We start from the raw sequence: 23,931 nt of genomic DNA on the forward strand, positions 1-23,931 counted from the left end.
ATGAAGGGTTCCCGCCCGGAACAAGCCGTTCTGACCCGTGAAACGGATCTGAGCAAAACCGAAGATACGCGCCGCGTGATCGAAACCATGGTGGACGGTTTGAACGACCACCGTATAGACGATATCGGCGAGTTCTTTTCGCAGGGTTTCCGCTGGATGGGCAATCAGGGTTGCGGCACCAAGACCGGCCTGAAAGAGTTTCAAGACAACTGGCAGCGCCCCTTCCAAGCGGCGTTTTCAGACAAAACCTGCATCGATGAGGCACGCCTTTATATGGGTGAATGGGCTGCCGCCTTCGGCCGGCAAGAGGCCACCCATTCCGGCGAGTTTCTGGGCATCGCCCCCACCGGAAAGCGGGTTGAAATCCGTTACATGGATTTCTGGAAAGTGGTCGACGGCAAAATCGTCGACAACTGGGTGAATGTGGATTTCGCCCATGTGGCCGCGCAGCTGGGGGTCGATCTGTTTAACGGTGAGGGCTGGGAAGCCTATGACCGGGGTGAGAAAATCGCGCCCCGCCCCGACAAGTAAGGATCACGACAATGGCAATCGAGTATCTCAAACGCGGCAAGTCCGACGCTGACCGGGCCGAAGATGACGCCAAGACCCGCGCCGTGGTCGAGGCCACACTGAAAGACATCGAAACCCGTGGCGACGCCGCTGTGCGCGAACTGAGCGAGAAGTTCGACAACTATTCCCCCGCCTCGTTCCGCTTGTCGCAGGAGCAGATCGACGATCTGATCGGCCAGCTGACCGACCGCGAGCTGGACGATATCAAATTCGCCCAAGAACAGGTGCGCAACTTTGCACAGGCGCAGCGCGACTCGATGCTGGATATCGAGGTTGAAACCCTTCCCGGCGTCATTTTGGGTCACAAGAACATCCCCGTGCAATCGGTAGGCTGCTATGTGCCCGGCGGCAAGTTCCCGATGGTGGCCTCGGCCCATATGTCGGTTGCGACGGCCAGCGTGGCGGGCGTGCCGCGCATCATCGCCTGCACACCTCCGTTTCAGGGTAAGCCGAACCCGGCGGTGATCGCCGCCATGCATCTGGGCGGTGCGCACGAGATCTATGTGATGGGCGGCATTCAGGCCATCGGCGCGATGGCGCTGGGAACCGAAACCATTGATCCCGTCCACATGCTGGTCGGCCCCGGCAATGCCTTTGTGGCCGAAGCCAAGCGTCAACTGTTTGGCCGTGTGGGCATCGACCTGTTTGCTGGTCCGACCGAGACTATGGTGATCGCAGATGAGACCGCAGCAGACGCGGAACTCTGCGCAACCGACCTGTTGGGTCAGGCCGAGCATGGCTATAACAGCCCCTGCGTGTTGCTGACCAATTCGCGCAAACTGGCCGAGGATACTCTTGCCGAGGTCGACCGCCTGCTGGGCATCCTGCCCACCGCCGACACCGCGAAAGTGTCCTGGGCCGAGTATGGCGAGGTGATTGTCTGCGACACCTATGACGAGATGCTGAAAGTTGCCGACGACATCGCGTCCGAGCATGTGCAAGTGATGACCGACCGCGATGACTGGTTCCTTGCGAATATGACCTGCTACGGCGCGCTGTTCCTCGGTCCGCGCACCAATGTGTCGAATGGCGACAAGGTGATTGGTACCAACCACACGCTGCCGACCAAAAAGGCCGGGCGGTATACCGGCGGCCTTTGGGTTGGCAAGTACCTGAAAACGCACAGTTATCAGAAGGTTCTGACCGATGAAGCGGCAACGCTAATCGGCGAATATGGCTCGCGCCTGTGTATGCTGGAAGGGTTCGTGGGCCATGCCGAGCAATGCAACGTCCGTGTCCGCCGCTATGGCGGGATCAACGTCCCCTATGGCGAGGCCGCCCCCTATCGGGACGCCGCGGAATGAGTGACACCCATACGCAGCACAAAGCGCTGATCGCGCAAATCAGGGCAGCTATGTATGACTTTATAGAAACGGGTGTGCGTCAGGCGCTGGCAAATATCAGCGCTCCGGACGCCCTGTTTCGGTTGTGCCACCCGTTCGGCGACAGCACAGGCAGCGACGCGTTTTATGACACCGCTTACAAAGGTTTGTTGGACGCATGGCCTGACTTGGAGCGGCGCGACTACATCGTCACAGCCGGACCGGATGAACACGGCGCGGATTGGGTCGGGTGCGGCGGCTACTATACCGGCACCTTTACCGGGCCGTGGCTGGATATCCCGCCGACCGGCCATCAGGTGACGATGCGGTTCCATGAATTTTATCGCTTCAGCGACGGTAGAATCGTCGAGATGCAGGCGCTTTGGGACATCCCCGAAGTTATGATGCAGGCCAACGCCTGGCCCATGGCCCCTAGCCTTGGGCACGAATGGCATGTGCCGGGTCCCGCGACACAGGATGGTCTGGTGCCGGGGCCATATGATGCCGCCAAGGGCCAGCAGACATGCCAGCACATCATCGACATGCTGGATCACCTCAAGAAACACCCCTCAGAAGGCGGGCCAGAGGTGATGGAGATGGAGAAGTTCTGGCATCCGCGAATGAACTGGTACGGCCCGGCGGGGATCGGAACCGGGCGCGGCTATGCAGGGTTTCGCAACTGGCACCAAATTCCGTTCCTGAGCGGGATGCCGGATCGCGGGAAGTATGTGGATGAGATCACCTATCACTTCTTCGGCGATGGCGATTATGCCGCCGTCACGGGCTGGCCGAACATGATCCAAACGGTAACCCATGACGGCTGGATGGGGATTGCGCCCTCGGGCCAGCGGATCACAATGCGCAGCCTTGATTTCTGGCGGCTCGAGAATGGCCTGATCCGCGAAAACTGGGTTCTGGTCGATCTTCTGGACGCTTATCGCCAACTTGGCGTTGACGTGTTCGCCCGTCTGCGGGAATTCAACAAGGCCCGGAATATGGGCCGAATTGAAATACCGGATGGAATGAGCTGATGACTGACCTGCCCCGCACCCCCTCTTTTTCGCTGAGCGGTAAGACCGCGCTGGTTACCGGTGCCTCCTCGGGTATCGGTCAGGGCTGCGCCGTGGCGCTGGCCGAAGCCGGGGCGCATGTGGTTTGTGCGGCGCGCGGGGCAGATCGACTGGCCGAGACCGTCGCCGCGCTGCAGGCGCAGGGCTGGTCGGCCGAGGCTGCTGTGGTGGATCAAGGTAACTTACAGGCGCTGAAACAGTTGTTTGAAGGCCGCGCCTTTGACGTGGTGGTCAACTCCGCCGGGACCGCCCGCCACAGCTCGGCAATCGACACCACGCCCGAGGATTTCGACGCAGTGACCGATATCAACCTGCGCTCGGCCTATTTCCTGTCATCCTACGCGGCCAAGGCGCTGCTGGCGGCGGGGCGGCCAGGATCGATCATCCATATCTCAAGCCAGATGGGCCATGTGGGCGGTGTGGACCGGGCGCTGTACTGCGCCACCAAACACGGGCTTGAGGGTATGGTCAAAGCGATGGCGATCGAATGGGGCAAACAGCGCATCCGCATCAACACGGTTTGCCCGACCTTCATCCGCACGCCGCTGACACAATCCACCTTCGACAACCCCGAACGGGCCGCGTGGATCATGGACAAGATCAAACTCGACCGCGTGGGCGAAGTCGAAGACATCATGGGCGCGGTCACCTATCTGGCCTCGGACGCCTCGGCTTTGGTGACGGGCACCTCGATGCTGATTGACGGCGGATGGACGGCGGACTGATGGCTGAAAAGGTCACATCCCTGCAGGTTGCACAGCTGGCAGGCGTCAGCCAGTCGGCGGTCAGCCGGGTGTTCACGCCCGGGGCCTCGGTCAGCAAAAAGACCGAAGACAAAGTGCGCAAGGCGGCCGCCGAACTCGGGTACAGACCCAATGTTCTGGCCCGCGCCATGGTGTCAGGCAAAAGCCGGATCATTGGTCTGGTGGTGGGGTATCTCGAGAATTACTTCTACCCCGAGGCGTTAGAAAAGCTCTCCAACGCGCTGCAGGAACAGGGCTATCACGTGCTGATTTTCATGGCCTCACGCTCGGCCGGGAATATTGACGACGTGATGGACGAGATTCTGGATTATCAGGTTGACGGGGTTATTCTGGCCTCGGTTCCGATGTCGTCGGATATTGCCACGCGCTGCCAGCAGGCCGGTGTTCCGGTTGTATTGTTCAACCGTACGCAAGATCTAGACGGGATTACCACGGTGGCCTCAGACAACTATGCGGGCGGGCGTAAAGTGGCCGAGTTTCTGCTGGCCGGAGGGCATAAGCGTATCGCCTATATCGCGGGTTGGCAGGGCGCCTCGACCCAGCGCGACCGCGAGGCGGGGTTCCGTGCGGCATTGGCAGAAGGCGGGCAGAATGTTTTCGCCCATGATGTCGGAGATTTCCACACCGAAAACGCCCGGGCCGCCGCCCGCCGGATGTTTGATGTGGCGCCCGGCAAACGGCCCGACGCGGTATTTGTGGCCAATGATCACATGGCTTTGGCCGTAATGGATGTGATCCGCTTCGAACTAGGCCTGCGTGTGCCCGAGGATGTCTCGGTCATCGGCTATGACGATGTGCCGCCCGCCGGGTGGCCTGCCTATAACCTGACGACCATCCGCCAGCGCGCAAATCTGATGGTGGCTGAAACCGTCACCGCATTGCTTGACCATATCGACACCCCGGCCACGGCCGAACCGCGCAAAGTGGCCATTGACGGGCCGCTGATCGTGCGGACCTCGGCGCGTTTGCCGAAGGGGTGGAAACCACAAAGGACTGAGACATGAAGGGCTTTGATCCGAAATTCCGGGACTTCCCGGATTACATCATCGGGATCACCAAAGAGATCTGGGAGGATCGCGGCATCGCCACGCTGCACGACTATTACAGCAAGGATATCGTCGTGCGCTCGCCCGGGTCGGTGGTGCTGGGCAACCAGAACGTCATCGGCGCGACCATGGCGACGCTGGCCGAGTTTCCCGACCGTCAATTGCTTGGCGAGGATGTTATCTGGTCCGGTACGCCGGAAGAGGGGATGCTGAGTTCGCACCGGATCATCTCGACCGCAACACATTTGGCCGAGGGAGTTTATGGAAAAGCGACCGGAACCAAATTGCGCTATCGGATTCTCGCCGACTGCCACGCCATCGACAATCAGATCAACGACGAATGGCTGATCCGCGATCAGGGGGCGATCGTGCGTCAGATGGGTTGGGACCCCAAGGAATACGCCGCCGATTTAATTGCGCGCGAAGGTGGACCTGAGAACTGCGTCAAACCGCTGACACCCAAGATCGACCAGCCCGGCCCCTACAAGGGCACCGGCAACGACAATGAATGGGGGCAGCGTTACGCCGATATCCTGACCCGGATCATGAATGCCGATATGGGCGCAATCGAAACCGAATATGATCGCGCTGTTCAGTCCGAATATGTAGGCGGGATCACCGGTCACGGCTGGGACTCGGTGGATCGGTTCTGGATGGGCTTGCGCGCCAGCTTTCCGAACGCCGAGTTCAAGATCGAACACCAGATTGGCCGCGACGACCCGAATATGCCCCCTCGCGCCGCGATCCGCTGGAGCCTATGGGGCAAGCATGATGGCTGGGGTGTCTTTGGCGCGCCAACCGGTGCGCAGGTCTATGTTCTGGGCATCAGCCACGGCGAGTTCGGCGAGTTGATCAGCGGCCAGCCGCAGCTGCGCCGGGAATATACCCTGTTCGACGAGACCTCGGTCTGGAAACAGATCCTGCTACAAGACCAGGAGGGCTGAGTGGCTGCGATGGGCCTCTCCCTGAACGCCAGTCAGGCGGCGCGGCGCTTTCACACGCATCGCGCCTCGCTGCGCGCTCGGCGTTTGAATAATCGACCTCCCGGGGGACGGGATTGATCCCATCACCCCCATTTTCAAGGAGACCATCATGAGCACAATCCAACAACGCATCGTCCGCTACGGCGAGCTGCAGCCCTGCAAAACCGCCTTTATCGACGCCCATACGCCGGGCAGTGACCAGAAAGAGAACTTCACCATTATCGGCGGCGGCGTCTCGGAATCGCCCGACCAGCACGTCCACATCACCGACAAGATCGGCTTTAACATCGGCGCTGCGGGCCAGCCTCCAAAATGCCGGAACTCTCTGCACAGCCACACCACGGCCGAAGTGTTCTTTGTCGCCAAGGGCCGCTGGCGGTTCTTCTGGGGTCGCTATGGCACTGCGGGTGAGTTCATTGCCGAAGAAGGCGACATCTTCAACATTCCAACCGGCATTTTTCGCGGGTTCGAAAATGTCGGTCAGGATTATGGGATGATCATGTCGATCCTCGGCGGTGACGATGCCGGGGGTGGCGTGACATGGGCACCGCAAGTCATTCAGGACGCGCAGGCCCACGGGCTGATGCTGGGTGACAATGGCGTTCTGTATGACAGCAAGAAAGGCCAAGAGCTGCCCCACAACGTGCGCCCGATGCCGCTGCTGACCGAGGAACAGTTGAAAGACTACCCCGAGGTGCCGGTCGAGGATGTGGTGGGCAAATACGTTGCCCGCTACTGGGATCTGATGGCATTGTCGGCCAATAAACCAGCGCCGGTGATTGGCGAAAACGCTCTGATCAAAGATAAACCGGGGTTCGAGGTCGACTTCCTCGGGCGCGGGTCGAGTGTCAATGATCCGATTGTCGCTGAAAAACCGGTTGTTCTAATGCCCGCCAGCGGTCACTGGCGCATCTCGATTGATGGGTATGAGACCACTCTGTCAAATGGAGACACCGCCTTGGTTCTGCCAGGAGAACGCTATAGCGTTGAACCGTCGATGACCGGACAGGCAGGTCTGTACCGGATTACAGCGACCGATGACCCGGCAGGAGCCACCTGGACAGGATGACCGCAGATCCAAACGACACCCATGCTATCTATGAACGGCAGGCGACCGACTATGACAAGCGCCGTTCAAAGGCCTTGTTCGAAGCGCGCTGGCTGGCGCGCTTCACTGCCAGCCTGAAGCCAGGCGATCGCGTTCTGGATTTAGGGTGCGGGACAGGCGATCCGATTGCGCGGTGGTTCAAGGCCGAAGGGTTTGACGTCACGGGTGTCGATTTCTCTGAGGCGATGCTGGCCATTGCCCGGACCCGCTGGCCCGATGGGGATTGGCGACATGGCGACATGCGCGATTTCGAACTGGATCAGACCTTCGATGGCATCATCGCCTGGAACAGCTTTTTCCATCTGACAGCGGACGAGCAAAGGGATTGCATCGCCCGCATGTCCCGTCACTTGCGGCCCGGTGGAATGCTGATGCTGACCGTCGGTCCCCGCGCGGGAGAGGACAGTGGTACCGTTGGATCGGAACGTGTCTATCACGCGTCGCTGTCTCCGGCAGGCTATGCTGTTTGCCTTGAAGAGTACGGGCTGCAATTGACCGGGTTTCTGGCCGAAGACCCCGAAACCCAAAGCCACACAATCCTGATGGCTCGCAAAATCTGAGGAGGCCCCAATGACCGTAAAGACCACGCATGTTGGATCCCTGCCCCGCTCGCAGGACGTGGTGGATTACATCTTCGCCCGTGAAAACGGCAAGCCATACGATGCCGCAGGTTTTGATGCCTGCATGACTGAAGCGGTCTCCGAGACGGTGCGCAAACAGGTCGAAGCCGGGGTGGATATCGTCAGCGATGGCGAGACCTCGAAGATTTCCTACGCCACCTACGTCAAAGACCGATATACCGGTTTTTCCGGTGACAGCCCGCGTAATGCACCTGCGGATCTGAAGATGTTTCCCTGCTTTTTGCAACGCCTCGCCGATGATGGCGGCACCCCGAAATATGCGCGACCCATGTGTACGGGCGACGTGCGTTCAAAAGGGCAAGGCGAGTTGCAGAAGGACATCGAAAACCTTAAGTCGGCGATGTCCCAACGTGGGCTCGACCGAGGCTTCATGAACGCCGCCTCGCCAGGGGTGATTTCGCTGTTTCTGCAGAATGACCACTACCCAACGCGCGAAGCATATCTGGCCGCGCTGGCCGATGCGATGAAAGAAGAATACGAGACCATTGTGGCCGCCGGTCTGGACTTACAACTGGATTGCCCGGATCTGGCCCTGTCGCGGCATATGTTGTTCACCGATCTGTCGGACGATGCGTTCGTGAAGATCGCCAATATGCATGTCGAGGCCCTGAATCATGCTCTACAGAACGTCCCGCAGGACCGTGTGCGCGTGCATATCTGTTGGGGCAATTACGAGGGGCCCCATTGTTGTGACATCGCAATGGACAAGGTGTTCTCCACTCTGATGGCGACCAAATCGCGCTATGTGCTGTTTGAAACTTCGAACCCGCGACACGCCCATGAATGGACCGTGTTCCGCGACCGGAAAAATGAGATACCCGATGACAAGGTACTGGTGCCCGGCGTTGTCGACACCACCACGAACTTCATCGAACACCCCAAGCTTGTGGCGCAGCGCATCGACCGTTTCTCGGGCATCGTAGGGGCGGATCGGGTGATTGCAGGCAGCGATTGCGGTTTTGGTACCTTCGCGGGCTTCGGAGCGGTTGATCCGCAGATCGCCTATGCCAAATTGGCGGCGCTGTCGGCAGGGGCAAAGCTGGCTGCGTCATGACGCCTTTGATCTTGTTGCCCGGCATGATGTGCGATGCGCGCCTCTTTGGTCCGCAGATCGACGCAATGTCAAACAGGGTGCCGTTGATGAGCTTCCCGCTAAGCCAGCAGGACAGCGTCGGGGCCATTGCCGCCGGAATTCTGAACAATGCCCCTCCTAGCTTCGCTTTGGCGGGGCTTTCGATGGGTGGGATCGTTGCGATGGAAGTGCTGCGTCAGGCCCCGGATAGGGTGGAACGGCTCGCTTTGCTAGACACCAACCCGCTGGCAGAAGCGTCCGAGGTCAAAGCGCGCCGTGCGCCGCAGATGGCCGCCGTTCGCGAGGGGCGCTTGCGGCAGGTGATGCGCGATGAGATGAAGCCCAACTATCTGGCGGATGGTCCGCGACAGGGCGCTATTCTGGATCTTTGCATGGCTATGGCCACGGATCTGGGGCCGGACGTCTTTCTACGTCAGTCGCAAGCGCTGATGGATCGCATCGACCAACGCGCGACCCTGTCGGCCTATACCGGCAAAACGCTGGTTCTGTGCGGGCGTGCCGACGGTCTTTGCCCTGTCGAACGCCACCAACTCATGCACGATCTTCTGCCTAATAGCGCGCTGACGATCATTGAAGACGCAGGGCACCTGCCCACACTGGAACAACCACAAGAAACCACAGCGGCCCTGATCCGCTGGCTGGAGGACACATGACCCCATCGCTTCTGTCTCTGCTTCGCAAGGTCGACACGCCCACCGTATGCAACGCCATTGAAGTGGCGCAGGGCAAACGAGGCTTTGATCAGTTCACCCGGGGCACCATGCTGTGCTCTGCCCCCGATGAGCCGGCAATTGTCGGCTATGCACGCACCGCCAAGATAGCCGCCATTCACCCGCCAACCGAGCCAGCAGATGTGATCCGGGCGCGGCGCATGGCCTACTACAAATATATGGCTGAGGCCCCGGAGCCATCTGTCGCGGTGATTGAGGATGTAGACTACCCGGACTGTATCGGCGCCTATTGGGGTGAGATCAACACATCGGTCCACAAAGGGTTCGGTATGTCGGGGGTCGTCACAAATGGCGTGATGCGCGATCTTGGGGACCTACCCGAAGGATTTCCCGTTGTCGCCGGTTCGGTCGGCCCGAGCCATGGCTTCGTCCACATACGCGAGATTGATACGCCGGTTTCCGTGTTCGGCCTGAATATAAGCCCAGGTGATTTGGTACACGCTGACCGTCACGGAGCACTGGTGATGCCAGAGGATATCACTGTGCAACTGGAAGCCGCAATCCAGAAACTGCTTGTGACAGAGCGTATCGTCTTGGATGCTGCACGCCAATCCGGGTTTGATTTTGAAACCTTCGAAACCGCATGGGCCGAGTTCGAAAAGGCAAGAGTTTGATTGCCGCCGACAATTGAAAGACCCTCTGAAAAGTAAGTTACGCTTATTCTTTAGAGAGAATTCCAGACAAACCGATTGCCACAAGACTTCGCGCTGGCGAAAGAGTAGCTTTGATCTGTCGATGACTTAAGCAATACGCGGTTCAACCAACTTCCTACTATTGCGTTTACTGCGAATGCCTGGAAGCCTTCCTCTCTTCCATCGCATTTACAGCGCTTGTCATCTACTGACTGTTAGTCCTGTTCCAGAGTGTGTGATTTTCAGAAGCTTCCATGTTCCTACTTTTGAACTTGGGAAGTCGTACATCAATTACATCATGGCTGGCTATGGTAGAATAGCCTCGCCGAATATAATGTTCAATAATTCTATATTTTGCGCACTCCCGTGAATTTGCTATTCTACCCTCCTCTCTACCAGCCCCCTGCACCTCAACTATTGCCTATTCAAATTGCTCACAAAGTTGGTTCACCAAGGCTTCCGCATCTGCCAGCGCCAGTTCACGTCCTTTGATTTTCAACCGCAATTCACCTGATGCGACTTCTGCCCAAACCTCTCCTCCCCCCTTCAATGGTCTCTTTGGGAGGCGTAGAACTTCTGTGGGTCGGCCGCCTCGGCTTTTGACCTGAGACGCATCGGACGAGTCACTCATTGCTTTCTCAAGGATACCCCATTCGGCCTTTGCATCCAGCGGACCGACTCCTGCCAAAGCGTCGCGGAGCACCGCTTGCGCACCACTTCGAATGGCCGATGCCAGCTTTAGACCCGCCTTCTCTGACAAGGCAACCGGGTGCTGGAGAAGATCGCCTAGGCTTTCATGGACCATTGCAAAGCTGCGGACCTTTGATCGCTTCGCTTTTGACGCAGCGGCGAACAGCACATCAACAGCCGCTTCGGTCGACGGAAAAACCCCCTGCCCTGCCGCCAGTACAGCTATGCGTCCTCTCTCATACGGCGTGAGATTGGCGCGCAGCTCGTTTTCTTCGACCATGGAGACATAGGCCCCCTGCCCCGTCCCCGCGTAGCGAACAAAAGCTGGGATTTCGGCGAACCGAGGATCCGTGCCCGCCAGCCGTCGGAACGCTTCAAGCCGCCGAAATCCCGAAATCAGACCGAAACCATCCCCTTCGGGAGTAACTTCGATCGGTGTTCTCAGCCCATTGACGCGAAGGGATTCCAGAAGCTCTGCCATGGCTTCTTCATCCTCGACCATACGGTCACGTCGGATGAAATCGGCGTCGATCTGGTCAAGTGGCAGCATCTGGGCCACCAACCCGGCCTCTTGTGCATCCCGCCACCGTGCAGCATCGCCCTGATCCTGAGCCAACGCAACACGGTCTGTCACAGCTGCCATTCCCCCAAGAGATGCTGCCTCCGCCGCGACTTGGGCGATGGGTGGCGGGGCGGATTTGGTCTCAAACGGGCTGACCGAGGGTTTCGCCGCGAAACCGGCTTCTAGTTGTTCAAGCGCCTCTGTATCTGGTGCAATCAGTCTTCTGCGTTTAGCCATCTGCCTGTCCTCCCATCTGCGCATCGCGCCACCAGCATCCGATCAGAACTTCTTTGAATTCGGCATAGGTTCTGTCGAAGGTTTCTCGTCCGCGCACATATGTCTCGCGGTTGAAGTCACGATAATCCGCTTCGTAAATGCCGTTCACTTGCTCACCCGCCTGCCCGACCAGCGCCGTATAGTCCTGCCTGTAGGCATTCATGAAATCCCCGAAATACGCTTGAATGACATTGGCCATATCGGTCTGCTGGCTCGCGTCAAACCGCGTGATGATCGCGCGTACTACATCCCATTCGAACTTCAGTTCGGGTAAACCCGCCGCACGTTGCGCTGCGTTCTCACCATCTTCGATGCTGGCGAATGTCGTATAGAGCATATCGAAGAAACGACCGGTGGAATCGAATTCCAGGAATGAAGCCCCCAGCGGCACCAACAAAATGTCCGCCGCAGCCAGCGCATTGATCGTTAGGTACCCAAGAGCAGGAGGCGTATCGAGGAAGACAACGTCATAGTCATTCAGAACGCCTTCATCCTGAAGGAAGTTCGTCAGACCGTCCCACAAAGGCCAGCTTCTCAGGCCCATACGCCAGACGGGGATCTGGAACTCGGCCCAATATAGGTTCAGCTGCGCGCCGATCAGGTCGATATTGGGCCAGTGCGTTTTTTGAATCACGTCCTGAGGTGTGGTTTTCAAAGCCTCCTGCAGGGTTTCATCCAGAGGAATTTCGGGTTGCGCCGCAGCCGATCGGACGCGATTTTCCTCCTGCACCGCGCGCGCATAGTCTTTAGCGACCAGAGGGAAGACAGTTTGCCACTCATCAGCAACCTGGCCTCCGAGTATGGACGTCATCGAGCCTTGGCTATCCAGGTCGATAACCAACACCTTATACCCATCCAAGGCTGCGGACATCGCCAGATGCGCGGCAGTGGACGTTTTGCCAACACCTCCCTTGAAATTGGCCACGGCCACGACCTTGGCCGGCAGGCCTTCGGGTCGGTAGGGCAGGTATTCCTTCGTGCTTACACCTTCCGCCGCAAAGTGCTTGCGCAGCGTTAGTACATCTTCAAGGGTGAACCACTTGGAGCCCGCCTCACCTTCGCCTTGTGGCAAATCTGGGTTCGCTTTTAAAACACGCCGCAGATGAGCCGGAGCAACCGGAATCAGATATTTTGTGATTTCCCAAATTGAAAATCGGCGCAGTCGCTTTTCACCATCCGGCGCATAGCCTCTACGGGCAAGGTCCTCGCGTCCTTTTGCACAGAAAGCCGCTGCTTTTGCGAATCGAGATGTGCCGATAGGATTAGGCAACTTCGTCGCTGCGATTTCCGGGTCGAGGTTCAGATATGGGGGCAGGGGAGGTTGGTTGGTTTTACTCACTGTCGATGCCTCAGAAAATGTTCGTCTTTGCGACGTATATCGGGAAATGTAGCGAACATTGTTGGAGATGACTATCCTCTTCCGGTGTTTTTTCCACAGTTGATTGTAGCTTGAAGCGGTTTCGTGGCGAAACCATTCTAAATCAAAGAAAATCGACACAAAAAACGTTTTAGTATTTTAGAAGTTTTAGAATCTTTGCTGAGTAGAAATGTAGTGAAATCAATAAAATAGATGTACTTGAGTACCCACTTGCGGTTTTAAAGGAACCATTTTACGGGATCAAAGGTATCTGTTTACGGTACATCAGGTGCCAAGGATCAGGAAGTAGGGGACTGATTCTCGGGATACTGAAAATCTTCGGAAAAGAGACACTAATTCGGTGGGTTTTCTCGCTGAGTATCGGGGACGAAGTCGGGATCGGACTCGGATTGATTCAATTTCTGTGGATAACTTGCGTGCGTGATTCTTAAGGTACCTGAATACGGGATTGCCTTCATCCCGTGTTTGGGTACCCAAAAACTATTGAAGCAAAGGTACCTTTTGTGTCAGGCTTTTGCAAAATGAGCAGCCGGGCAGAATCATGCCGGATACACAACTGAACATGGATCAGCTTTCAGGCGCTTTGCGTCGAGAGACTGTTAAGAAGAATGTCGCAGCGATACACATCAGCGGCAAACTTTCTCTGCTGCAGAGAAAGCTTTCGAATGTTTTGTTGATGAACGCCTATGATGCATTGACGACCGCGCAGAGCCACACGATTGATGCGCGGACGCTTGCTATGATGGTCGGGTACAATTCCAACGACTTTGACACTCTGCGAGCCAGCCTGCGGGCATTGGCGGAAACAGTCGCGGAATGGGACATGCTGGATGAGCAGGGGCGTCAGGAATGGGGCGTCTCATCCCTGCTGAGTTTTGCCAAACTGAAGGGGGGAGTTTGCGAGTATTCATACTCACCCGCGCTGGCGCAAAAACTGTACGATCCGAAGATCTATGCGCTGATCAATGTACAGATACAGCGGAATTTCAGTTCCGGGCATGGGCTTGCTTTGTATGAAAACTGCTACCGATTTGTGCGGACAGGTTCGACAGGTTGGTGGCCCCTGGACGTGTTTCGTAAGCTGATGGGTGTTGATGGCAGTGACTACTACGCCAGTTTCAAACATCTCAACGCAAAGATTATCAAGCCAGCAGTCACGGAGGTGAACAAAAGCTCGGATATTTTGATCGAACCCGAATTTCAAAAGAAGGGTCGAACCGTCACTGACATTCGTTTTCTGATCAAAGGTAATCCGCAAAAGGCGATGTTTGAGATCGACGATAGTGATGGGGTGCGCAATCTCGCCGTGTACAAAACTCTGAGGAAGCAGGGTGTGTCGGACCGTTTGGCGCGGCAATGGATCGCGGAGCACGGCGAGGACTATGTCCAGAAGAAGCTCGATTACGTAAAAGGGCAGGGCGGTGTAAAATCCACCGTCGGGTATTTGTCGGCTGCTTTGCGGGATGACTACGACGATCCCAAGGAAATTCCAACACCCGAGCCTACTCCCGAAGCTATCGAGGCAGCGCGTAAACGGGTCGCGGAAAAAGCCTCAGAAGAAAAGGCATATGCTGCCCGAACAGCGGAAAGGCAGGAAAGGGCGCGCAAGCTTGCCATCGTGGAAGACCTGGTTTCGCGGCGAAACCCTACACAGCGAGATGCAGACAAGCGGTTGTTCTTAGCAGGTTTGAACAATGATCTAGATCGAGAGCATTTTCGATCTCATGGCTGGCGTTCGGGCTTGAACGCCACAGCTATATTTGAATTTTGGGAGGACCTGGAGCCAGAAGCGTTCGCGGTTTGACGCTCTGTTGTGATGTTTTTTCTGAAAGAAAAGCTGACACCGAACTCGCGGCCAATGCCTTTAGTACTGCACGCAAGCGGAATTGAAAGTATCTGGACGTGAATTCAACTTTGCAGATCATGAGTACCACCTCGCTTCCTTCTGGTGTTGTTGTCACTGAAGTGATTATCTCGAACCCTAATTCTGTCGAGTGTGTCTTTTGATGATCCGGTGGTCCTGTCCCACGACCTCACTCATATGTTTCCCCATGACCCTCTTGATTGGGGGTGGGCCGCCTAAGCCAATCAGCATGTTTTCTTTGGCTTTGATACCTGTTGTGTTCGCTCCGCTAATATCGACACAAACTGTCGCGCAAGATCATTGCGTTCAATCAATTGAGCGACGAGTTCTTGAGCGGCAGGTTTGTTCCGACGCTCTGAATGCATGAAACCCAGCGTATTGCCGTGTTTATCCATAGCTCTGTAGAGAGTGATCCTCGCACCATTCACGCTTTTAAGCTTCATCCACCCGCGAGGAGCGGTCACTCGGTCCCGAACGTTTGCGCGCAACGTCGGCGATTTCACTAGCATGTTTTATCACCCGCCGGTTAAGCGTAGTGTGTTTCACTACAACGCTAGGCTAAGACATAATCTGTTTGAGATAATGGTACGGCACGCCGTATCGGATACAGAAAGAGACAGAAAATAGGATCAATCCTCGTGGATACTTCGCAACTTCGAAGGAAGTTATGAGTTGGCTTTCGACGAAGTGGGACCGAGGACCACCACGTGCCAAACCAAAGCACGTCAAAATCCAGAACTTTGCAACAAAGCCTCAGAAATGGTCGAAACTGGGAACTCTGTTGCAATAAGCAAAAATAATAAAAAAGTATCATTATTTTGTTGATCAAACTAATTTCTTACATTCGTAAGTTCTGTTGCGAAGTTCCTTGCTGAGTGCAGGTATCGCGATTTCCCCGCGGGTTAAGCAGCGAATTCTGCGAGTTGTAGAAACGGACAAATTCTCGGCGTGAACAGACTTTTGTGGATCATCTACTACACTTCTATCCCTGCAAGAGTTGAGAGTGCAGATGCAAAAGGCTTGAAGCCGAGCTACGTGCGAGTTCGTTTATATTTGGAACGATGGTCCTATTCTATGATGTTGTTTAGAGCTTTCCGCCTGAACATCTCTATCGGAATGGTGCAACCAAAGCCTCTGAGTATTTTGTTCATCGCCTCGATTCCAGCTGACTTAGTTCTGCTTGTATCGAAAATACTCTTTCGCAGTGGGCCGGTCACTTAAAGCATCCATGCAATCAGTTTTGTGGCGGCTGGCTAGTTCGCCGTTTGGAGAGCATGAAATCCAGAGTTTTGAAGTGTTTAAGGAATTCCAGCACCGATCGAGTTTACATGCGCTGCTTCTCACTGCGCTCGAACGCGCATGATCATTTTCTGGACGTCTGATTGAGTGATTCGGTTGTACCTGAAGCTGTCCAGAGGTCCTGCCTCAAGGGCTGGCTGAAACCAGTACACAGGTTCAGAACGCGTAGCGCATCCCGAATTCGGTGTAGTTTTGACTCAGTGTAAGATCTGCCTTTCGGCTATCGCGGATGACACGTTCTGCGTTGGGCAGATCGTTGGTTTTCGCGCGTTTCAGCGCGGTTTCCGGGTCAAATCCGTGCTTAATCCAGCGCTGCTGCAATCTGCTTTCAAGTTCTTCCAAAGTGGGGCTGACAAAAACCGTTAGGGCGAAAACATCCTCCAACATCCTCCACGGGTCGCTTTTCATCAAAAGGTAGTTTCCTTCCACAACCACGATCGGAGTTTCAGGATGAACCGCAATCGCATTGGCGATGGCCAGGTCCATTTGGCGGTCGAACATGGGATGAAAGGATTCATGTAGCGCGGATTGCAGCGCCCTAATCGCCTTGCAAAACCCAACGGCATCGAAGGTCTCTGGTGCGCCTTTTTTTGCACGCAAGCCGCGCGCTTCCAAAACGCGATTGTCCAAATGGTAACCATCCATTGGCACAAGAGTGGCTAAAGGAACCGCCGAGCTCTGTTGCGCGTTCAGCGATTGCACAACGGCCTCCGCTAAGGTCGACTTTCCGGATGCAGGGGGGCCGGCAATTGCAACAATCGTCCGAACCCCAACCAGCCTCCGGGAGGAGATCAGGTCGCAAACGTGCTTTGCATCCTGCTCGATCACGCTGCGTCCTCTTTTGGAGGTTCCTTGGCACCGGTCATGAAGGCCACGGCGTCGGACATCGTATAATCCTTGGGGTCGATCGTACAAAGACGTTTGCCCAGCCGGTGCACATGGATGCGATCGGCGACTTCGAAGACATGCGGCATGTTGTGGCTGATCAAAATGATCGGAATGCCACGCGCCCTTACGTCCTGGATCAGCTCAAGCACCTTGCGGCTTTCCTTCACGCCCAAAGCCGCCGTCGGTTCGTCCATGATGATGAACTTGGTCGCAAAGGCAGCTGCGCGCGCAACGGCAACGCCTTGGCGCTGGCCGCCGGATAGTGTCTCTACCGCCTGATTGATTGACTGCACGGTCATCAGCCCAAGCTCGGTCAGTTTTTCGCGGGCGAATTTTTCCATGGCAGGCCGATCCAGCTGACGCATGTATTTGCCCATGAATCCCTGTTTGCGAATCTCGCGCCCCATGAACATGTTGTCTGCAATCGATAGGGCAGGGGACATGGCAAGCTGTTGATAGACGATCTCGATGCCCATGTTCCGGGCATCAATCGGCGAGGTGAAGTTGACCTTTTTGCCTTCTATCAGGATCTCGCCTTCATCCGGGATCGTGGCACCGCAGATGGCCTTGACGATGGATGACTTGCCTGCGCCGTTATCACCGATCACCGCAAGGATTTCGCCTTGCCGCAGTTCAAAATCGGAATGGTCGATGGCGGTGACGTGGCCATAGCGCTTCACGATCCCGCGGCCTTGGACGACTGGAGTTGTGTCTGACATTAGCCCGATACCTTTCTGATCCACTGGTCGACTGCGACGGCTGCGATGATGAGAAGTCCGATAAGCAGGAAGGTCCACTGCGCGTCCGCGCCCAGAAGCCTGAGCCCCAGAGTAAAGACGCCGACGATGAGAGCCCCGAACAGGGACCCTAGAATGGAGCCTCGTCCGCCGAACAATGAGATACCACCAATCACAACTGCAGTGATGCTTTCGATATTGGCCAATTGACCGGATGTTGGTGAAACCGACCCGATGCGCCCGATCAACGCCCAACCCGCAAAGGCACAGATTAGACCGGACAACATGTAAACGGACATCAGCGTTTTGTGCACGTTCACACCAGATAGCTCTGCGGCCTCAGGGTCGTCCCCCACCGCATAAACATGCCGGCCCCAGGCCGTGTGTTTGAGCGCATATGCCAGCACGAAAATCAGAACGAGCATGAATATCACGCCAACCGTAAAGGTCGCGCCACCAACGCTGAATTTTGTGCCAAAGAATTGCAGGAACGGGGCGTTGGCCTCGATATCCTGACTGCGAATTGTTTCGTTTGCGGAATACAGGAAGTTTGTTGCAAGGACGATCTGCCACATGCCGAGCGTGACAATAAAGGGCGGCAGCTTTACGCGACTGACCAGCCATCCATTGAGAGCCCCGATCAGGGTCCCCATGGCCAGCCCGCACATCACCGCAATGGGCACAGGGATGCCGTAGCGGAACGTGAACTGACCCATAATGACGGAAGAAAACACCATAATCGCACCGACACTTAGGTCGATACCGGCGGTCAGAATGACAAGGCTTTGTGCCGCGGCCACGATGCCGACGATCTGAACCTGCTGCAGGATCAGCGTCATCGCAAAGGGTGAGAAGAACTTTGAGCCCAGCAGAAGGCCGAAAATTACGATCGCGCCAACGAGAACGATCAAGGGTACAAAGGATGGATTGACGTGGAGAAGATGCTGCAACTTCCCCAGAACACCACGCCGGTGATCTTCAAACTCCGCAACGGTTTCTGACGCGTTGGCGGCGGTTTCGAATTCCTGGGCGTTTTGGTTTGCTTCAGACATATCTCCCCCCTTTTCGTGGCTGGCATCGCGTCCACGAAATCAGTGTACAGGAAGTTTCGGTTTGCTGGTGAAAGGATTGATGAGGCGCTGCGGCGCGCCTCACCTAGAGAGCTGTCTCTAGCCCCAGCAGAGATCCAGGCCTTCTGCAACCGACAGCGACTCAACCCCATCAACCGGCTGGTCGGTGATGAGCGCTACGCCTGTGTCATAGAAGTCTTTGCCGGGTGTGTTTTCGGGCTTCACGCCCTCTTCGGCCCATTTCTTCACAGCCTCAACACCTAGCGAAGCCATCAACAGCGGGTACTGCTGGCTTGTCGCACCGATCACACCGGCTTCGACGTTTTGGACACCGGGGCAACCACCGTCGACCGAAACGATCAGTACGTCGTTTTCACGCCCGATGGATTTCAGAGCTTCATAGGCGCCCGCAGCGGCCGGTTCGTTGATCGTGTGAACAACGTTGATGGATGGATCCTTGGCCAGAAGGTTTTCCATCGCGCGGCGACCGCCTTCTTCGTTGCCGTCTGTCACGTCACTGCCGACCAGACGCGCATCGGTTTCGTCACCGATGACATTCGGATCCGCCAGGTCCACACCGAAACCGTCGAGGAAACCCTGATTGCGCAGAACGTCCACTGTCGGCTGACTGACGTTCAGATCCAGCGTCGCGATCTTGGCATCGGCTGCGGCGTCGCCCATTTTAGCCTTGGCCCACTGACCGATCAGCAGACCGGCCTTGTAGTTGTCCGTCGCGAATGTCGCGTCCGCAGAGTCAATCGGGCTAAGCGGCGTATCCAGCGCAATGACCAGAACGCCTGCATCCCGCGCCTGCTTGACCGCGGGAACAATCGAGCTTGTGTCCGATGCCGTTAGCAGAATGCCTTTTGCGCCATCAAGAATGCAGGTCTCAATAGCCTGGACCTGAGTTTCATGGTCGCCATCGACCTTACCAGCAAACGCCTTGAGCGTCATGCCCAGCTCTTCTGCCTTGGCGGTTGCGCCTTCCTTCATCTTGACAAAGAAGGGGTTGGTATCGGTCTTGGTAATCAGGCAAACGGTTTCCCCGGCAGCCTGCGCAGATGCTGCAGCCAAAGTCAGCGCTGTGGCGGATGCGGCAATCTTAAATAGATTTCTCATTTAGTCTCCTCCCAGAAAATTGTTGTGGCCCTGCGTGGAATAGCGACAAGGCGCGCCTCCATCCTCCAATGAAGGTCTTGCTCAAGAAACCGTGATTCTAGCCTCTGTGTCAATAAATAAATAAAGTTTATTTATTAATTTGGCTGCGCATCTTTTCATAAGAAAACAAGGTGTTTATGTTTAGGGTAATGGAAAGAGAGGCGCTGAAAATACTTACCGGCGGGGTAAGCCAAAGCGGTGTTCGTGATCACAACGAACGCCTGATTCTGACGGTTTTACAACGGCATGGACCTGCCGCCGGGGCCGATGTCGCGCGGCTGACCGGCCTGTCCCCGCAGACCGTGTCGATCATTCTACGTAAGCTCGCAAAGGATGAGATTCTCAAACGTGGGACGCCGTTGAAGGGCAAAGTTGGGAAACCTTCGATCCCCATGGAGCTCAATCCCGAAGGCATTCTGTCGGTGGGAATGAAGATCGGTCGCCGCAGCGCCGATCTTCTTTTGATCGACTTTACCGGTAAGCCACGCCAACAGCTCTCGACGACTTATGACTACCCGCTGCCCGAAGCTGTGTTTGGTTTTTTGGAGGAGGGATTGCAAGAGCTTCTGGCCAATGAGCCCCAGAAGCTTCGCGACCGTGTATGCGGGATCGGGATCGGTACACCGTTCGAGCTGTGGAAATGGCACGACCTGTCTGGGCTTGCGGCTCAGAAATTCAAATCCTGGAGAAACGTGAACTTTTTTTCCGAAGTGGCCAAGTTCAGCGACCTGCCTGTTTTTGTGGTCAATGACGCGACGGCCGCGTGTCACGCCGAACATCTCTACGGCCGCGGGGCCGAGTACCGAGACTACTTTTATTTCTTCATCGGCTCAATGATTGGCGGAGGCGTTGCCTTGAATGGCACCGTATTTGAGGGCAACCAAGGCAATGCCGGTGCCTTGGGCGCCATGCGGACAACGGGTCCTTTGGGTGAAAGCCAGCAACTGATCGACACTGCATCGCTGTTTCTGCTCGAGGACAGGCTGATCGAAGCGGGTATTGATCCGGTCATTTTATGGAAAAAGCCGCAGGATTGGAGCAGCATTTCTCGCTATGTCGAACCCTGGATCGGTACCACGGCACAGGAACTGGCCAAGGCTGCGCTGTCTATTTGCGCGGTCATAGATTTTGAAGCGATTTTCATCGACGGCGCATTCCCACCTGAAATACGGGAAGAACTGGTCTCACGAGTTCGTCGCTACCTGGCCAACCAAGACAAACGCGGTTTGATTCCTCCAGTCGTTGAAGCGGCAGCAGTCGGAGAAAACGCCCGCGGTATCGGAGCGGCAAGCAGCCCAATTTTCCGCCAGTTTCTATTGAACACCAATGCTGGGCTTTCTGGGATGTAGCGACCCTCGAACAGACACGCCTTGGCTGCACCAGCGTGATTGGTCCCAACTCTACGACAAAGCCCTTCCGCGTGTTCTTTAAGTGTTCTGATGCAATTCAGATAACGTCCAAAAAATAGCCAGGTTGCACTTTTTTTAACTTTTTTGTTGCCGAAACCGGTTTCGGAACGAACAAATAGCTTCAATGACCGCGAATCTTTCATATCCACCGCGTGACCAGTCAGGTAACGCAACCGTCACGGGCCGGGTGAAACTGGACGAATTGGCGGCGCATCTGGGCTTGTCCAAAAGCACGGTTTCGCGCGCGCTTAACGGGTATCCAGATATATCGTCGGCGACTCGCGCCAGGGTTGAAAAAGCGGCTCGGGTGTTGGGATATCGGCCGCTCAGCCATGCGCAGGCGATCCGCACCGGACAAGTTCGTGCGATAGCTATGGTTCTCAACAGCGAGGAGCCGGATCAGCATAATCCCTTCTTGCAGGATTTTCTGGCCGGAGCCTGCGCAGCGGCAAGCAGCCTGGACTGGACCATGACCATTTCCACGGCGACCTCCGAGAAAGACACTCTGAAGGTCCTTAGCCGTCTCTACGAGGAACGAAAGGCCGATGGATTCATTCTACCGCGGACAGCGGTGAAGGATGCGCGTATTGGCCTGCTGCGCAGTCTTGGGGTACCTCATATCCTGTATGGGCGCACCGGCTATGGACAACCGAACAACTGGGACGAGACTTCGTGGTTCGACATTGCCGGTGAAAGCGCGATGCGAAACGCAGTTTTGCGACTGAGCAATTTGGGACATACACGCATAGGCTTTGTCGGCAGCGATCCAAAGTTCAACTATGCGCATCTACGCCGTGACGGATATGCCGAAGGTTTGCATGCTGCTGGTCTACCCTTGGATCCGGATCTGATCCAGGAAGGGGCGCGCACGCGTGAAGATGGCGCGGCGCAGGGACGGGCGCTGATGGCTTTGGATCAACCTCCAACGGCGATTGTTTTTGCGACCGATCTGGCCGCGCTGGGATTTTGCGCGGATGCGCAGGATCAGGGGCTCGAGATCGGGCGCGACATCTCGGTGATTGGCTACGACGGTATTCCGGAGTGCCGGTACGCGCGCCCCGCACTGACCACATTTTCCGTCGATTCTCGCGCGGCCGGTGAACGGCTGGCGACCCTACTGATCCGGCAAATCCGTGGCGAAGCGGCTGCAGACTTGCGAGAGCTGGCCGAGGCCACCCTAATCGAAGGTGACTCTGACGGGCCACCAAATCTGACGTCAAACGAATTGGCGCGTAAACTAAAACATCTGACGTGAACATAACCGGGGAGGACACCGATGAAACTAACACCCAAGGCTGCCAAGCTGATGCTTGGCTCGTCGCTAGCGCTGGCGCTGACAGCGCTATCCGTGCAGGCCGACACGATCCGTTTTTGGACCACAGAGGAGCAACCTGAACGTCTGGCCAAACAGCAAGAGATGGCGGACCAGTTTAAAGCCGAAACCGGTACCACGGTTGAGGTGATCCCGGTCACCGAAAGCGATCTGGGCACGCGCGCGACGGCCGCTTTTGCGGCTGGCGACCTGCCGGACGTTGTCTATCACACGCTGCAATACGCTTTGCCTTGGGCCGAGGCCGGTATTCTGGACACCGAAGCCGCGACGGAAGTGATCGAAGAACTAGGCGCTGACACTTTCGCCCCCGGTGCTTTGGCGATGGCTTCGTTCAACGACGAAACCGCCTCGGTGCCAGTCGATGGCTGGACCCAGATGGTGGTCTACCGAAAGGACCTGTTCGAAGAGGCCGGTCTGAAAGCCCCCGACAGCTTTGCCGATATTCAGGCTGCGCTTGAGGCCCTGCACAACCCGCCGGAAATGTACGGCTTCGTCTCGGCAACCAAGGTCGACGAGAACTTCATGAGCCAGGTGCTGGAGCATGTGTTCCTAGCCAATGGAGTGTCGCCTGTGGGTCCCGATGGGTTCCAGCCGCTGGACGAAGCCAAGACCACAGAGGTTCTGGATTTCTACAAAGCAATCTCCAAGGCGTCGCCTCCGGGTGAGCTTTTCTGGAAGCAATCCCGCGAGCTGTATTTTGATGGCAAGGCTGCAATGATCATCTGGTCGCCTTTCATCCTGGACGAGCTGGCAGGTCTGCGTGACAGCGCTCCGCCGACCATCAATGACGATCCGACCTCGCGCGATCTGGCCAGCAAGACTGGCATCGTGACCAAACTGTCCGGCCCGTCGAATCCCGATGGTGCGGCCTGGGGGGATGTACGGTACTTCGGCATCACCAACGACGCAGATACCGATGCGGCGATGGAGTTTGTGAAGTTCGCCATGGACGACGGCTACACCCAAACGCTGGCAATCGCGCCTGAGGGCAAGTTCCCGGTCCGTCGTGGCAATGCCGACAACCCGACCGCGTTCTCGGAAGCCTGGGCAGAGCTGCCTGTTGGTGTCGACCGCAAAGCGCCCCTGGGTGATCTGTACGAACAATCCATGATCGACGAGATCGTTGGCGGTCTGGATGTGGCGCAGCGCTGGGGCGTGGCCGAAGGCCAACTTGCGCTGGCATCGAAGATGATAAACAGCCAGGCCATAAACCGCGTCGTTCGCCAGTATATTGACGACGAAATCGACGCGGCCGCAGCCATTGCGGCGATGAACGAAGAGTTGGCCAAGGTTCAGTAACCACCCGG

Annotated in this window: 22 protein-coding genes; 15 read left to right on the forward strand and 7 right to left on the reverse strand. The window is 56.5% G+C overall.

The window, feature by feature from the left end; all coding sequences use genetic code 11:
- The 11 genes from ACR0KL_RS15245 (at position 1) to ACR0KL_RS15295 (ending at position 9,942) form a co-directional block, all read left to right on the forward strand.
- Positions 1-531 carry an ester cyclase gene (locus tag ACR0KL_RS15245; protein WP_170680091.1) on the forward strand — a complete coding sequence of 177 codons (531 nt, stop codon included), beginning with the start codon at positions 1-3 and terminating at the stop codon, positions 529-531.
- An 11-nt stretch (positions 532-542) separates the two neighbouring features.
- A complete protein-coding gene (gene hisD, locus ACR0KL_RS15250) occupies positions 543-1,874 on the forward strand; it encodes a histidinol dehydrogenase (RefSeq protein ID WP_170680090.1) in 1,332 nt (443 codons plus the stop codon).
- The gene (locus tag ACR0KL_RS15255) at positions 1,871-2,923 is read left to right on the forward strand and encodes an ester cyclase (RefSeq protein ID WP_170680089.1); all 1,053 of its coding nucleotides are present in this window, start codon (positions 1,871-1,873) and stop codon (positions 2,921-2,923) included. Before hisD ends, ACR0KL_RS15255 begins: the two co-directional genes overlap by 4 nt.
- The gene (locus ACR0KL_RS15260; protein ID WP_170680088.1) at positions 2,923-3,687 is read left to right on the forward strand and encodes an SDR family oxidoreductase; all 765 of its coding nucleotides are present in this window, start codon (positions 2,923-2,925) and stop codon (positions 3,685-3,687) included. Before ACR0KL_RS15255 ends, ACR0KL_RS15260 begins: the two co-directional genes overlap by 1 nt.
- Positions 3,687-4,730 carry a LacI family DNA-binding transcriptional regulator gene (locus ACR0KL_RS15265; protein ID WP_480777219.1) on the forward strand — a complete coding sequence of 348 codons (1,044 nt, stop codon included), beginning with the start codon at positions 3,687-3,689 and terminating at the stop codon, positions 4,728-4,730. The genes ACR0KL_RS15260 and ACR0KL_RS15265 overlap by 1 nt, the downstream gene beginning before the upstream one ends.
- Positions 4,727-5,716, forward strand: a complete 990-nt coding sequence (locus tag ACR0KL_RS15270) for a nuclear transport factor 2 family protein (RefSeq protein WP_170380316.1) — start codon at positions 4,727-4,729, stop codon at positions 5,714-5,716. The genes ACR0KL_RS15265 and ACR0KL_RS15270 overlap by 4 nt, the downstream gene beginning before the upstream one ends.
- Positions 5,717-5,864: 148 nt before the next feature.
- Positions 5,865-6,824: a cupin domain-containing protein gene (locus ACR0KL_RS15275; protein WP_170641186.1), complete on the forward strand. Its 960-nt coding sequence runs from the start codon at positions 5,865-5,867 to the stop codon at positions 6,822-6,824.
- Complete coding sequence (locus ACR0KL_RS15280; RefSeq protein WP_170680084.1) at positions 6,821-7,423, forward strand: class I SAM-dependent methyltransferase; 603 nt, start codon at positions 6,821-6,823, stop codon at positions 7,421-7,423. The genes ACR0KL_RS15275 and ACR0KL_RS15280 overlap by 4 nt, the downstream gene beginning before the upstream one ends.
- Positions 7,424-7,433: 10 nt before the next feature.
- Positions 7,434-8,558 (forward strand): cobalamin-independent methionine synthase II family protein, encoded by a 1,125-nt coding sequence (locus ACR0KL_RS15285; protein ID WP_480777220.1) that lies wholly within the window; start codon positions 7,434-7,436, stop codon positions 8,556-8,558.
- Positions 8,555-9,250, forward strand: coding sequence for an alpha/beta fold hydrolase (locus tag ACR0KL_RS15290; protein ID WP_170680080.1), 696 nt, complete (start codon positions 8,555-8,557; stop codon positions 9,248-9,250). The genes ACR0KL_RS15285 and ACR0KL_RS15290 overlap by 4 nt, the downstream gene beginning before the upstream one ends.
- Positions 9,247-9,942 (forward strand): RraA family protein, encoded by a 696-nt coding sequence (locus tag ACR0KL_RS15295; RefSeq protein ID WP_170680078.1) that lies wholly within the window; start codon positions 9,247-9,249, stop codon positions 9,940-9,942. The genes ACR0KL_RS15290 and ACR0KL_RS15295 overlap by 4 nt, the downstream gene beginning before the upstream one ends.
- Before the next feature lie 439 nt (positions 9,943-10,381).
- On the opposite strand, the gene ACR0KL_RS15300 is transcribed toward ACR0KL_RS15295, so the two are convergent.
- Both ACR0KL_RS15300 and ACR0KL_RS15305 read right to left on the reverse strand, forming a co-directional pair.
- Positions 10,382-11,449: a ParB/RepB/Spo0J family partition protein gene (locus ACR0KL_RS15300; RefSeq protein WP_170680077.1), complete on the reverse strand. Its 1,068-nt coding sequence runs from the start codon at positions 11,447-11,449 to the stop codon at positions 10,382-10,384.
- Positions 11,442-12,827, reverse strand: coding sequence for an AAA family ATPase (locus tag ACR0KL_RS15305; RefSeq protein WP_170380699.1), 1,386 nt, complete (start codon positions 12,825-12,827; stop codon positions 11,442-11,444). Before ACR0KL_RS15305 ends, ACR0KL_RS15300 begins: the two co-directional genes overlap by 8 nt.
- A gap of 580 nt (positions 12,828-13,407) precedes the next feature.
- On the opposite strand from ACR0KL_RS15305, the gene ACR0KL_RS15310 reads away from it, so the two are divergent.
- On the forward strand, positions 13,408-14,670 hold the full coding sequence (locus ACR0KL_RS15310; RefSeq protein ID WP_170680218.1) for a replication initiation protein: 1,263 nt from the start codon (positions 13,408-13,410) through the stop codon (positions 14,668-14,670).
- Positions 14,671-14,954: 284 nt separating this feature from the next.
- Here ACR0KL_RS15310 and ACR0KL_RS15315 read toward each other — a convergent pair whose 3' ends face one another.
- The 5 genes from ACR0KL_RS15315 to ACR0KL_RS15335 all read right to left on the reverse strand — a co-directional run bounded on the left by ACR0KL_RS15315 (position 14,955) and on the right by ACR0KL_RS15335 (position 19,843).
- Positions 14,955-15,239, reverse strand: coding sequence for a DDE-type integrase/transposase/recombinase (locus ACR0KL_RS15315; protein WP_480555251.1), 285 nt, complete (start codon positions 15,237-15,239; stop codon positions 14,955-14,957).
- Between the two features lie 946 nt (positions 15,240-16,185).
- Positions 16,186-16,854 (reverse strand): nucleoside/nucleotide kinase family protein, encoded by a 669-nt coding sequence (locus ACR0KL_RS15320; RefSeq protein ID WP_480555283.1) that lies wholly within the window; start codon positions 16,852-16,854, stop codon positions 16,186-16,188.
- On the reverse strand, positions 16,854-17,636 hold the full coding sequence (locus tag ACR0KL_RS15325) for an ATP-binding cassette domain-containing protein (RefSeq protein ID WP_170429655.1): 783 nt from the start codon (positions 17,634-17,636) through the stop codon (positions 16,854-16,856). Before ACR0KL_RS15325 ends, ACR0KL_RS15320 begins: the two co-directional genes overlap by 1 nt.
- Positions 17,636-18,706, reverse strand: a complete 1,071-nt coding sequence (locus ACR0KL_RS15330) for an ABC transporter permease (RefSeq protein ID WP_170474861.1) — start codon at positions 18,704-18,706, stop codon at positions 17,636-17,638. The genes ACR0KL_RS15325 and ACR0KL_RS15330 overlap by 1 nt, the downstream gene beginning before the upstream one ends.
- A 117-nt stretch (positions 18,707-18,823) precedes the next feature.
- Entirely contained in the window at positions 18,824-19,843 is a 1,020-nt protein-coding gene (locus ACR0KL_RS15335; RefSeq protein ID WP_170380654.1) for a sugar ABC transporter substrate-binding protein, read from the reverse strand.
- A gap of 188 nt (positions 19,844-20,031) precedes the next feature.
- Between ACR0KL_RS15335 and ACR0KL_RS15340 the strand changes: the two genes are divergently transcribed.
- The 3 genes from ACR0KL_RS15340 to ACR0KL_RS15350 all read left to right on the forward strand — a co-directional run bounded on the left by ACR0KL_RS15340 (position 20,032) and on the right by ACR0KL_RS15350 (position 23,923).
- Positions 20,032-21,231 carry an ROK family transcriptional regulator gene (locus tag ACR0KL_RS15340; RefSeq protein ID WP_170667793.1) on the forward strand — a complete coding sequence of 400 codons (1,200 nt, stop codon included), beginning with the start codon at positions 20,032-20,034 and terminating at the stop codon, positions 21,229-21,231.
- 184 nt (positions 21,232-21,415) lie between these two features.
- Positions 21,416-22,546: a substrate-binding domain-containing protein gene (locus ACR0KL_RS15345; RefSeq protein WP_170680073.1), complete on the forward strand. Its 1,131-nt coding sequence runs from the start codon at positions 21,416-21,418 to the stop codon at positions 22,544-22,546.
- A 21-nt stretch (positions 22,547-22,567) separates the two neighbouring features.
- Positions 22,568-23,923: an ABC transporter substrate-binding protein gene (locus ACR0KL_RS15350; protein WP_480777221.1), complete on the forward strand. Its 1,356-nt coding sequence runs from the start codon at positions 22,568-22,570 to the stop codon at positions 23,921-23,923.
- Positions 23,924-23,931: the final 8 nt, after the last annotated feature.

This window comes from Ruegeria sp. C8 (assembly GCF_056537565.1).

Excerpts from the sequence above, each read along its gene's own strand:
- ACR0KL_RS15315 (WP_480555251.1), bottom strand. The coding sequence starts at position 15,239 with ATGCTAGTGAAATCGCCGACGTTGCGCGCAAACGTTCGGGACCGAGTG.
- ACR0KL_RS15350 (WP_480777221.1), top strand. The coding sequence starts at position 22,568 with ATGAAACTAACACCCAAGGCTGCCAAGCTGATGCTTGGCTCGTCGCTA.
- ACR0KL_RS15255 (WP_170680089.1), top strand. The coding sequence starts at position 1,871 with ATGAGTGACACCCATACGCAGCACAAAGCGCTGATCGCGCAAATCAGG.
- ACR0KL_RS15300 (WP_170680077.1), bottom strand. The coding sequence starts at position 11,449 with ATGGCTAAACGCAGAAGACTGATTGCACCAGATACAGAGGCGCTTGAA.
- ACR0KL_RS15265 (WP_480777219.1), top strand. The coding sequence starts at position 3,687 with ATGGCTGAAAAGGTCACATCCCTGCAGGTTGCACAGCTGGCAGGCGTC.
- ACR0KL_RS15335 (WP_170380654.1), bottom strand. The coding sequence starts at position 19,843 with ATGAGAAATCTATTTAAGATTGCCGCATCCGCCACAGCGCTGACTTTG.
- ACR0KL_RS15340 (WP_170667793.1), top strand. The coding sequence starts at position 20,032 with ATGGAAAGAGAGGCGCTGAAAATACTTACCGGCGGGGTAAGCCAAAGC.
- ACR0KL_RS15310 (WP_170680218.1), top strand. The coding sequence starts at position 13,408 with ATGCCGGATACACAACTGAACATGGATCAGCTTTCAGGCGCTTTGCGT.
- hisD (WP_170680090.1), top strand. The coding sequence starts at position 543 with ATGGCAATCGAGTATCTCAAACGCGGCAAGTCCGACGCTGACCGGGCC.
- ACR0KL_RS15295 (WP_170680078.1), top strand. The coding sequence starts at position 9,247 with ATGACCCCATCGCTTCTGTCTCTGCTTCGCAAGGTCGACACGCCCACC.
- ACR0KL_RS15245 (WP_170680091.1), top strand. The coding sequence starts at position 1 with ATGAAGGGTTCCCGCCCGGAACAAGCCGTTCTGACCCGTGAAACGGAT.
- ACR0KL_RS15260 (WP_170680088.1), top strand. The coding sequence starts at position 2,923 with ATGACTGACCTGCCCCGCACCCCCTCTTTTTCGCTGAGCGGTAAGACC.
- ACR0KL_RS15285 (WP_480777220.1), top strand. The coding sequence starts at position 7,434 with ATGACCGTAAAGACCACGCATGTTGGATCCCTGCCCCGCTCGCAGGAC.
- ACR0KL_RS15270 (WP_170380316.1), top strand. The coding sequence starts at position 4,727 with ATGAAGGGCTTTGATCCGAAATTCCGGGACTTCCCGGATTACATCATC.
- ACR0KL_RS15330 (WP_170474861.1), bottom strand. The coding sequence starts at position 18,706 with ATGTCTGAAGCAAACCAAAACGCCCAGGAATTCGAAACCGCCGCCAAC.
- ACR0KL_RS15325 (WP_170429655.1), bottom strand. The coding sequence starts at position 17,636 with ATGTCAGACACAACTCCAGTCGTCCAAGGCCGCGGGATCGTGAAGCGC.
- ACR0KL_RS15275 (WP_170641186.1), top strand. The coding sequence starts at position 5,865 with ATGAGCACAATCCAACAACGCATCGTCCGCTACGGCGAGCTGCAGCCC.
- ACR0KL_RS15280 (WP_170680084.1), top strand. The coding sequence starts at position 6,821 with ATGACCGCAGATCCAAACGACACCCATGCTATCTATGAACGGCAGGCG.
- ACR0KL_RS15290 (WP_170680080.1), top strand. The coding sequence starts at position 8,555 with ATGACGCCTTTGATCTTGTTGCCCGGCATGATGTGCGATGCGCGCCTC.
- ACR0KL_RS15345 (WP_170680073.1), top strand. The coding sequence starts at position 21,416 with ATGACCGCGAATCTTTCATATCCACCGCGTGACCAGTCAGGTAACGCA.